Annotated in this window: 11 protein-coding genes; 10 read left to right on the forward strand and 1 reads right to left on the reverse strand. The window is 37.2% G+C overall.

Annotation, left to right across the window (positions count from 1 at the left end; translation table 11 throughout):
* The first annotated feature begins 6 nt into the window (after positions 1-6).
* The 6 genes from flgL to FJ218_02870 all read left to right on the forward strand — a co-directional run bounded on the left by flgL (position 7) and on the right by FJ218_02870 (position 5592).
* A complete protein-coding gene (flgL, locus tag FJ218_02845) occupies positions 7-1035 on the forward strand; it encodes a flagellar hook-associated protein 3 (GenBank protein MBM4165849.1) in 1029 nt (342 codons plus the stop codon).
* 42 nt (positions 1036-1077) lie between these two features.
* Entirely contained in the window at positions 1078-1875 is a 798-nt protein-coding gene (locus FJ218_02850) for a chemotaxis protein MotA (GenBank protein MBM4165850.1), read from the forward strand.
* A gap of 30 nt (positions 1876-1905) precedes the next feature.
* Positions 1906-2634, forward strand: a complete 729-nt coding sequence (locus FJ218_02855; protein MBM4165851.1) for a hypothetical protein — start codon at positions 1906-1908, stop codon at positions 2632-2634.
* A gap of 198 nt (positions 2635-2832) precedes the next feature.
* Positions 2833-3516 carry a response regulator transcription factor gene (locus FJ218_02860; GenBank protein MBM4165852.1) on the forward strand — a complete coding sequence of 228 codons (684 nt, stop codon included), beginning with the start codon at positions 2833-2835 and terminating at the stop codon, positions 3514-3516.
* Between the two features lie 87 nt (positions 3517-3603).
* Entirely contained in the window at positions 3604-5127 is a 1524-nt protein-coding gene (locus tag FJ218_02865) for a HAMP domain-containing protein (protein MBM4165853.1), read from the forward strand.
* 171 nt (positions 5128-5298) lie between these two features.
* Positions 5299-5592, forward strand: a complete 294-nt coding sequence (locus FJ218_02870) for a hypothetical protein (protein ID MBM4165854.1) — start codon at positions 5299-5301, stop codon at positions 5590-5592.
* A gap of 32 nt (positions 5593-5624) precedes the next feature.
* Here the strand turns inward: FJ218_02870 and FJ218_02875 are convergent, their stop codons facing one another.
* Positions 5625-6812 (reverse strand): cysteine desulfurase, encoded by a 1188-nt coding sequence (locus tag FJ218_02875; GenBank protein MBM4165855.1) that lies wholly within the window; start codon positions 6810-6812, stop codon positions 5625-5627.
* A gap of 178 nt (positions 6813-6990) precedes the next feature.
* On the opposite strand from FJ218_02875, the gene FJ218_02880 reads away from it, so the two are divergent.
* The 4 genes from FJ218_02880 to FJ218_02895 all read left to right on the forward strand — a co-directional run bounded on the left by FJ218_02880 (position 6991) and on the right by FJ218_02895 (position 10106).
* Complete coding sequence (locus tag FJ218_02880; GenBank protein ID MBM4165856.1) at positions 6991-7509, forward strand: redoxin domain-containing protein; 519 nt, start codon at positions 6991-6993, stop codon at positions 7507-7509.
* Between the two features lie 39 nt (positions 7510-7548).
* Positions 7549-9048, forward strand: coding sequence for a hypothetical protein (locus tag FJ218_02885; GenBank protein ID MBM4165857.1), 1500 nt, complete (start codon positions 7549-7551; stop codon positions 9046-9048).
* A 71-nt stretch (positions 9049-9119) separates the two neighbouring features.
* Positions 9120-9722: a ribonuclease HII gene (locus FJ218_02890; protein MBM4165858.1), complete on the forward strand. Its 603-nt coding sequence runs from the start codon at positions 9120-9122 to the stop codon at positions 9720-9722.
* Between the two features lie 27 nt (positions 9723-9749).
* Positions 9750-10106: a YraN family protein gene (locus FJ218_02895; GenBank protein MBM4165859.1), complete on the forward strand. Its 357-nt coding sequence runs from the start codon at positions 9750-9752 to the stop codon at positions 10104-10106.
* Positions 10107-10217 lie beyond the last annotated feature (111 nt).

Genomic DNA, 10217 nt, shown 5'->3' on the forward strand with positions numbered 1-10217 from the left:
TATTTTATGAGAATCTCAGATAATACATTTGTTTCCAATTTTCTTTCAAACATTACGAAAAATAAAATTCGTACTGACCAACTTCAGGTGCAGTTAGCATCGGGAAAGCAATTTACACGCCCATCTGAACGTCCACTTGATGCTGATTTTCTTATACGGAACAAACATTATTCCGACAGAAACAAACAGTATTTGGATAACATTCAAATTGCTTCAAACAATTTATTGGTAACTTCTGAAGCAATTGACCAAGCAGTACATGTATTTCAAGATGCACTGGAAAATCTCATTGCCGCTTCAACTTCAACGAATCTTCACGCTCGCCCGTTTTACGCACAGCAATTTGAAAATTTAGTAGGGAAATTAACTGTTATTGCAAACTCAACCAACGACGGCAAATTTCTTTTTGGCGGTTCACAAACAGTCTCTACCGTGCTTGTTTCCGATGACCTTGGAAATGACCGTCCTTGGGTGCCATATTTACGAAGCGTTGAACTACAAGAAGACCCAATATATGCCGAGCGAACAACAAGTATTGTTTTTAATCCAGATGGATTAACTGGTGTTGAAGATTCTTTTTTAGATGTAGAAGTTGGAGACGGAACAACAACGCAAATGAATATCGCCGCCATTGAAGTTCCCATTGGAGATGGAATAAATATTCAGATGAATATTACCGCAGCAGAAGCATTTAACGAAACATCGGATTCTGCATTTCAAGTATTGTTGGATATCCGTGATGCGTTAGATGCAGGCGACCCAACTGATGGAGATATGATGAGTCGAGTTAAATTAGCACTGGACCATTTTATCAAAGTGAATGAAAAAATCGGAGCGCAATTGCAAACATTGGATGCGGTAAAAGAGAGAATTGATATGGAACAAATCGAATTGGAAAATATGCGCGCATTACGGGAAGATACGGATATTGCGTCAGCAGTTGTCGAATTACAAAAACAACAAACACAATTAGAGGCGGCGTATAAAATGGGCGCTTCTATTTTGCCGAAATCACTTGTAGATTTTTTACGATAATTACATTTAACCACGTTATAGTTTTTAGAAAGTTCGATACGTATGGATAGAAAATTTGATATGATGACTCTCATCGGTTTCATTATGGGAGTAGGCGGAATTGTTGTTGCATATAAGTTCATTGGACATGGTAAAATGAGAATGCTCGTCGGAGCCCCTGCATTAGAGGCAATTCTCATCGTGGGATTAGGAACAATGTCTGCTACGATTGTTGGTCAATCGTGGAAAAGATTTACAACAATTCCAAAACTCGTTGGACAAGCATACAATCCTTTGACGTTCAATTTTCACGAATCCATTGATCAAATGGTAAACTTCGCAGCCATCGCAAGAAAAGATGGAGTTCTCGCATTGGAAAAAGAATTGCCTACAATAAAGGAACCATTTTTCAAAAAGATGCTTGGGTTAGCAATTGATGGAAATGACCCCGATGTGATTCGTTCTATTGCAGAAACGGAAATGACGTTTGTCGGAGAACGTCATAACGTGAACATCACCATCTTCAATAAAATGGGAGGATATTCTCCCACGATGGGAATTATTGGAACAGTAATCGGATTAATAGGAACATTCGCGGCTGCTGGCGGCGGCGGCGGCGATTCCGAAAAATTAATTTCTCATATTGCTACCGCATTCGTTGCAACATTGTGGGGAATATTTTTAGCAAACCTTGTCTTTCTCCCTATTGGCGACCGGTTGAAAAATATTCATTTAGAAGAAGAAGAATATATGGATGTTATTATGCGCGGCGTTATAGCAATACAAGAAGGCGAAGCGCCTTCAATTGTTAAAGCGAAACTGTACAGTATGCTTCCGGCAAGTAAACAAGAAAAAAAATAAATTTTGTTCATTCATAAATAATTAAACTGTATGAAAAAGAAACATGTAGAACAACATGCAGATGAAAGATGGCTTTTAACGTATGCAGATTTAATTACATTGTTACTCGCATTGTTTGTTGTTTTATGGTCATTCGAAAAGATGGATTCAAAACAAGTTATGGAAGCGCTTTCTGGAGTTTTCAGCGATGATTTATCTGGCGGCGGAGAAGGTGTGCTTGAAGGAGCCGGGACCTCCATTGACCCATCTCTCGCAAGGTCAATTCGCGACCAAAAACAAATTGAAAATGTTAAAAAAGCATTGGATTCCGCTGGTTTAAGTGATATAATAGAAATCAGCACACAACTTGGAAAATTGAACATCACTATGAAAGGTGATGTAAGTTTTCAATCCGGCAATCGGGCTTTAAAAACAGAAGTTCGTAAAGCACTGGTAGCAACGCTTCCGATTATCAAAGACCAGATTGAACGATTCAAGCGATTAAAAATTTCCATTGAGGGACATACTGATAATGACCCTATTTCGACTGCTGAATTTCCTTCCAACCTTCATTTATCAACAGCACGCGCACTTAGCACAGCAGACTACTTAATCAGCGACCTTCATATTGACCCGAAGTTAATTCAAGTTGAAGGATATGGTGAATTTAAGCCAATTGCTCCGAACAATTCAATTGATGGAAAGAAGAAAAACAGAAGAGTTGAAATTTCTTTGATTACTGGCGAACAAACAAGTTCAACTGTAAAAAACGAAGAATAGCCAAAACAGATTCACATGAAAAACCCCAAGTAAAAATTGGGGTTTTTATTTTCTCGAATAGCAGTTATTTACTCCGTGTTGCTCAGAGAAACGTCGAAAAAGAATGAATTATTTTTTGGCAAATAATTGGTTTTCACACAAAAATAATTTAATTTTTGCATGCAATTTTTTTTCACACAAATATAAAAGGAAAATAGAATGCGCATTTTAGTTGTTGAAGACGAAAAAAAAGTAGCGAAGTTCATCAAGAAAGGACTTGAGGAAGAACACTACGCAGTGGATGTTGTTCACGATGGCGATTCTGCATTTCAACTTGCCAAATCTGAACCGTACGATTTGTTCATCATAGATATAATGCTTCCGAAAAAAGATGGAATTTCGCTGGTGAAAGAATTGCGAGCAAGAAAAGTAACGATTCCCATTCTCATCGTAACTGCCAAAACATCTGTCGAAGACCGTGTTGGCGGACTTGATAGCGGCGCTGATGATTATTTGACAAAACCGTTTGCAATGGAAGAATTGTTTGCACGCGTGCGCTCGCTTCTTCGCCGCGGAGCAGCAGAAAAAACTCCAACGCTTCGAGTCGCAGATTTGGAACTTGACCTTGTGAAACATAAAGCCAAACGCGGAGAAAAAATGATTGAACTTACTGCGAAAGAATATTCCCTCCTCGAATATTTTATGCGCAATAAAAATCGCACGCTTTCCCGTACGCTTATTTCTGAACATATTTGGAATTACAATTTTGATACGGGAACAAACATTATTGACGTTTATGTTAACCATCTTCGTCAAAAAGTAGATAACGGTTTCGAAAAAGGTTTGATACACACCGTTCGCGGTGTTGGCTATATGATGAAAGAACCCGATGAGAAAATGTAGATTGTTTGTACGACAGAAAAAAGTTTTTTCCCTTTTCTTTTTTTGAAAAACCTCGTTCTCGTTTCATTCAAATTTTTTTATTAAGGAATGAAACTTCATTTTTCGTTACGCACGAAACTTACACTGTGGTACGCATTGGTACTCACAGTTACGCTTTCCTTGTTTGGAACTGCGGCATATTTCTACACAAAGGAAACGATTTCGGAATCGCTTGATGTTTCGTTACGCAGTCAAGTTGGATGGTTGCGTCAGTATTTACAGCAGCGTGCAGAAATAAAAAAGAAGAAAAAAAAATCCCCACCGAAAAAAACGCTCACTCCCAAAAATATTGTTACAAAAAAAGATACGGTAACAACTTCTCCGTATTTATTCGAATGGACAGAAGCGGATTCCATTTGGTACGAAATTTATGAACAAGCGATGCGGAATCCGAAAAAAACTTTTCTCTACGTGAAAAACAATAAAGGATTAGTTTTTTATCGCTCGGAAAATTTAGAGCCAGATGATTCACTGTTTATTCCACGCGACACAGCAACATTCGGAGATGCAGTTCTTACAACATATCAAACGAAGAACGGAGAAGAACGTCGTCTTGCATACGCAAAAGACGTCAACGGAGAAGTTTGGGTTGCATATCCCATGCAAGAAATAGAAACAATTCTTGATAATCTTTTCGCGAACTTAATCTTCATTTCTCCCATCGCCATTGTATTTTCACTGATTGGAGGATGGTTCATTGCAAGAAAATCATTACGCCCGATTGACGAAGTAATAGAAACGGCAAAAAAAATAACCGCTTCAAATCTTGACCAACAAATTCCGCACCATTCTGTTGATGACGAAATCGGAAGACTCATCGCAACGTTCAATGAAATGATACTGCGATTACGCAATTCATTTGAACTGACGCAACAATTTACTATGGATGCTTCGCACGAACTTCGTACTCCGTTGACTATTATGCGTGGAGAAATTGAAGTTGCATTACACAATGAAAACCTTGAAGAAGAGCATCGCGAAATTCTTCTCTCTCTTCTTGAAGAAACAATACGGATGAATAGTATTATTGAGGGACTTTTGTTGCTTTCAAAATCGGATTTGAATATGTATAAGCCGTCGTGTGAAGAAGTGCATTTGAACGAACTCACTTCAGAACTTTTTGAAGATGGTGAATTGCTTGCGCAGACAAAACATATTTCTATTGTGTTAGAACAAAATGATGAAATTCGTTTGTTCGGCGACAAAGTGCGGTTACGACAATTGTTTTTAAATCTCCTCGATAATGCGATTAAGTACACTCCCGAAAACGGAAAAGTAATTCTCGCACTGTACAGATTGGACGGAACGGCAGTATTTAAGATAGAAGACACTGGAATTGGAATTCCTCAAAATGAAGTGCATAAAATTTTCAACCGCTTTTATCGTGTTGACAAAGCGCGTTCAAGAGAAATGGGAGGAACAGGTTTGGGGCTATCTATTGCAAAATGGATTGTTGAAATGCACGGCGGAAGAATTCTCGTTCACAGCGAAGTAAATTCGGGAACAACGTTTGTTATAAAATTTCCCTTAGATAACAATTCAACGATACATTCTGCGATTAACAATCCTTAACTCGTTGTTAATCTCGTCATACATTCCGTTTGATATATTGCACTGAAAATTTTTTTAAATTCAGTGCGTACACTTCTTTTACATTCTTTTTTTGTTTTTTTCTATTGCGGTATTGTTGCAAATGTGATTGCACAAAACAACTATGGAAGAAATATATCTCAAAGAGCAACTATGGATTCAATCAATCTACAAGTTGTTGATTCTACCATAGTTCAGGAAGAAAGCACAGAAATTTCAGACATTCATAGACTAACTCCACAAGAGCGGTTAATGAGGGCAAAGCAATTAGAACGAAAAACGAGCAACAAAGATAATTATTATTGTACTCATCATCCGGCTATGCAAAGCGAAAGCGTTGGAGTTTGTATTTTGTGTGGAAACGTGTTAAAATTGCACTACAAACAAACGATAATGAACAGAAACGATTCAACAAAAGTTCTTCCTAAAAAAAATCGTTTAAAGTAACTGCTATTCTCATAAATTCCAAGGCACGAAATCTATTTCGTGCTTTTTTTATGAATAAGATTTACGAGTGAACGTTTTAAAATTGCAACCGCAGAAAGAATTTCCTGTTCGCTTGTCCAGCGACCGAAGGAAAACCTCAATGTTGCTTTTGTTGTTGCTATATCTCGTTTCATTGCAAGCAAAACGTGCGATGGTTCAATACTACCAGATGTGCATGCAGAACCACTGGAAACTGCTACACCGTTCATATCCATATTCAAGAGGAGCATTTCACCATCGATGCTTATTTGCGAACAATCAATCGAAATACTGAGAATATTTGACAATGAAGTTTCGTCGTTTCCATTGAATAGAAGAATGTTGTTTCCAAACAATGGAGAAATTTCTTTAACGAGTTTTTCTTTCAACAGAGATTTCAATAATTTCATTCGAAGAAATTCTTCTTCACGATGTTGATTCATCAGCATCGTTGCTTTTCCGAAACCAATCACGAGTGGAACTGCTTCCGTTCCCGCGCGTTTTCCTCGTTCTTGTCCTCCTCCGTGAAACAACGGTTCAATTTCAATACCCCGACGTATATACAATGCGCCGATTCCTTTGGGACCATAAATTTTATGTGCAGAAATGGCAAGTGTATCAATATTCATTCTACTAACATCTATAGGAATTTTGCCAAACGATTGCACTGCATCGGTGTGAAATAATATTCCGTTTTGTTTAGCAAATGCACCAATTTTTTCAATTGAATGAATAGTTCCGGTTTCATTATTGGCGTGCATAATTGCAATAAGACCGGTTTGTTTTGTGCAAAGTTTTTGAATTTCTTCAAATGAAATTTCGCCGAATGCATTAACCGAACAATACGAAACAATAATTCCCGTGTTCTTTATATACTCGCACGAATTCAGCACGGCGTGATGTTCTGTTGGTGATGCGATGATATGCTGTTTTCCTTGTTTTCGTAAATGTTGTGCAAAACCTTTAAGTGCAATATTATTCGCTTCTGTTCCGCTCGAAGTAAAAATAATTTCAGATGGAATAGCCGAAAGAGAAGATGCTATAATTGTTCTGCTTTCTTCAAGTGCGCTTTTCACTTCTTGTCCAAAAGAATGAATCGAAGAAGCATTGCCGAATTTTTCATTGAAGTAGGGTTTCATTGCTTCAAACACTTCCGGGTCTAACGGAGTGGTTGCTGCGTAATCTAAGTAAATGCGTTGCATATTAGTTTTCTCAAATATATATTATCTTATGATAATGAAATTTTTTTTTTAATATAATGAATAGATGAAAAAAATTGAATAAAGATAATTTTAAATTTTTATCGTTTGCATTTTAAAAAAAGTTTTGTATAATGCACCCGTATTATTTACAACTATCAATTTCGTGGGAGAAGTTTATATGACTCAAAAAACATATTGGTATTTATTCATAATCTCATTGATATTATTCAATGGTTGCGCAAGCGATGCGTTGCAACCAGGAGAAACAGCACCGGATGTTACTCTTAAAAATCAAGCAGGAAATGAAGTATCGCTTTCCGATTACAAAGGAAGTTACGTGATTGTGGCTTTTTACGGAAGAAGTAATAATAAAAATTCCGTTATTCACTTAAAAAATTTTGAATTGGATTTTAGTTTCTATCGTCAATCGAGGATGACAGTGATTGGAATAAATTCAGAACGAGAAGAAGTAATTCGCAATTTTTATTTCAAGAATAATTTTTCGTTTGATTTACTTTGCGATAAGAAAAAAGTTGCGATGAAAGCGTACGGCGTTTCGGGTGGATTAGGCGGTACAGACCGCATTACGTTTATCATTGCTCCGAATCAAAAAATCGTGAGTGTCATTGAATCGGATGAAGTTGACGAACATCGTGAAGAGTTGCACAACGAAGTTAAAAAAATTGTTGAGGAATAAACAGATATTTTCTTTGTAAAATTTGCGCACATTTTTTTCTTGTCCTCTTTCTTCGGTTTTTCTTTTTTACGAAGTGAACCGAACATACGAACTTTTCAACATTTTTCAGGCGTTGTTGATACTGTTCCATCTTACAACATAGACACAATTCTATTTTCGGGAAATACTGCTTTTTCCCAAGAATATCTGTTGCAGCACTTCGCGTCATCAATCAAAGTACAACTAAGCGAACCAATAATTGAAAACTGTATTGAACAGTTGCTTCAGTTATACGAAAACAACGGCTATCCTTTTACTTCTGTTTCGGTGGCCAATATTTCTTTACTTTCGATAAACAACGAAGAAAGAATTTCCATCGAACTTGAAATCAACGAAGGACAAATTGTGTACATCGAACAATATTCCATCGAAGGAAATAAAAAAACCAATCGCGATATCATTCTTCGTGAGTTGCGAATGAACAATGGAGAACTCTACAACCAAACGAAAATCAACCGTATTGAAAAAAATCTTCGCCGTTTAAATATTTTTTCTTCTGTAAATAAACCGCAACTTTTACTCGATAACAACGGAGGAAATTTATTCATCAAAGTCGAAGAAGGTTCGTTCAATAATTTCAATGGGATTATTGGTTACGTTCCTTCTACAAATAATCAGCACGGAATCGTTACAGGACAAATTGATATTTCGATGCGGAATTTATTTGGCACAGCGCGAAAAGCAACAATTCATTGGCAACGCGAAAGTGAACTCACACAAGAAATTGCGTTGCGATATTCAGAACCGTGGCTGTTCAACATTCCACTTTCCGCAATTATTGGATTCGCTCAGCGAAAACAGGATTCCACGTTTGTCCAGAGGGTTACTGATGTGAATACAGATTTTTTGTTCAACGAAAGTTTTTCTCTCGGCACAATATTTTCTTATGAACAAACACTTCCATCGCTTACAACCACTTCATCAGTGTTCTCAAATACAATAATTACCGGCGGAATACAAGCACAGTTCGATTCACGCGATGATATTCTCTCGCCAACCAATGGAGGTTTGTACCATGTACAAATTGAATGGGGAAATAAAACGATCGCGTCGTCACGTTTTTCTCTACAAAGATTGTTTACGAACGTCGAGCAATATTTTTCTCCTACAACACATCAGGTACTTTCTGTGGCGCTTCACACGAAAGAAATAAAAAGCACAAAACTTGAATTCTCTGATTTGTTTCGTTTCGGCGGCGCAACAACAATTCGCGGTTACAGAGAAAAACAATTTCTCGCTTCGAGTATTGTTTGGTCGAATACCGAATATCGTTTTCTGTTTTCGCAGCAATCATTTTTCTTCGGATTTTTTGACGCGGGGTATTATTCGCGTTCAGCGCTTGCTCCATTTCTTTTTTCCACAAAAGAATTTTTATTCGGTTACGGAGCCGGCGTTCGATTGGAAACCCGTGTAGGTTTACTCGGCGTAAGTTTTGCATTGGGAAAAGGCGATACGTTTTCGCAAATGAAAATTCATATTCAACTCATCAACCAATTTTAGCAAAGAGCAACGAGCGTAGAGCATAGAGTAAAATCTCTTCTCTTCGCTCTTCGCTCTTCGCTCTATGCTTTATGCTTTCTTTGAATTTTGAAAACGAATTTTGGAACAACAACATGAATTTCGTTGCTGGAATTGATGAAGTGGGACGCGGACCTCTTGCAGGACCGGTTGTTGCATCTGCAGTTTTATTTCCCCAAAATATTTCTTTGAACGGAATTAACGATTCAAAAAAACTTTCAGAAAAAAAACGCGAAGAATTATTTGACAAGATTTACGAAAACGCAATTTCTGTCGGTGTCGGAATTGTATCGCACGAAGAAATTGATGAACTCAACATTCTCAATGCGACATTTGAAGCAATGCATCGGGCGGTAAAAAAACTTTCCATTTCACCGCAGCATTTATTGATTGACGGAAATAGATTTTCAAAAGATTCAAATATTCCATTTACAACTATTGTTAAAGGAGACGCGAAATGTTATTCAATTGCCGCCGCTTCCATTATAGCAAAAGTTACACGCGATAGAATGATGAAAGAACTTCACCAACATTTGCCGCATTACGGTTTTGCACAACACAAAGGTTATCCGACAAAAGCGCACGTAGAAGCAATACGAAAATTCGGATTGAGTGAGTTTCACCGAAAAAGTTTTGTTGTGAAGGGATGGAAATAATTTCCAATTGACAATTGATAATTAGAAATGGTAAACACAAAAACCACCGGCAACAACTACGAAGACATCGCTGTAAAATTTCTTCAACAAAAGAATTATGAAATCATTACTCGCAATTTCAATATTCATCACGGAGAAATTGATATTATTGCGAAAGATAATTCCATACTTGTATTTATTGAAGTAAAAGCACGAACAAACGATTCACACGGAACTCCTGAAGAATCCATTACGCCGAAGAAACAACAAGCACTTCGCAAAACCGCCGAAGGATTTTTATTCAAACATCCCGAAATTCAATTCAAAGAATCTCGCTTCGACGTAATCGCAATTGAAAACAACAACGGCGAAATTCAAATTCGACATTTGATAGAAGCATTTTAAAATGCGGAAAGATGGAGTCCACCTTTTTTTAATACCAACGTAAAGTTTTTAAGATGCAATGATTCTATTAAGCAAGGTGGACTCCATCTTATCCCAATCTAAAATATAAAA

Source organism: Ignavibacteria bacterium (assembly GCA_016873775.1).
Classification (GTDB): domain Bacteria; phylum Bacteroidota; class Ignavibacteria; order UBA10030; family F1-140-MAGs086; genus JAGXRH01.

What these genes read in the sequence shown, in the direction of transcription:
- FJ218_02860 (MBM4165852.1), top strand. Translation starts at nt 2,833, where the DNA reads ATGCGCATTTTAGTTGTTGAAGACGAAAAAAAAGTAGCGAAGTTCATC.
- flgL (MBM4165849.1), top strand. Translation starts at nt 7, where the DNA reads ATGAGAATCTCAGATAATACATTTGTTTCCAATTTTCTTTCAAACATT.
- FJ218_02855 (MBM4165851.1), top strand. Translation starts at nt 1,906, where the DNA reads ATGAAAAAGAAACATGTAGAACAACATGCAGATGAAAGATGGCTTTTA.
- FJ218_02890 (MBM4165858.1), top strand. Translation starts at nt 9,120, where the DNA reads ATGCTTTCTTTGAATTTTGAAAACGAATTTTGGAACAACAACATGAAT.
- FJ218_02895 (MBM4165859.1), top strand. Translation starts at nt 9,750, where the DNA reads ATGGTAAACACAAAAACCACCGGCAACAACTACGAAGACATCGCTGTA.
- FJ218_02870 (MBM4165854.1), top strand. Translation starts at nt 5,299, where the DNA reads ATGGATTCAATCAATCTACAAGTTGTTGATTCTACCATAGTTCAGGAA.
- FJ218_02880 (MBM4165856.1), top strand. Translation starts at nt 6,991, where the DNA reads ATGACTCAAAAAACATATTGGTATTTATTCATAATCTCATTGATATTA.
- FJ218_02875 (MBM4165855.1), bottom strand. Translation starts at nt 6,812, where the DNA reads ATGCAACGCATTTACTTAGATTACGCAGCAACCACTCCGTTAGACCCG.
- FJ218_02865 (MBM4165853.1), top strand. Translation starts at nt 3,604, where the DNA reads ATGAAACTTCATTTTTCGTTACGCACGAAACTTACACTGTGGTACGCA.
- FJ218_02850 (MBM4165850.1), top strand. Translation starts at nt 1,078, where the DNA reads ATGGATAGAAAATTTGATATGATGACTCTCATCGGTTTCATTATGGGA.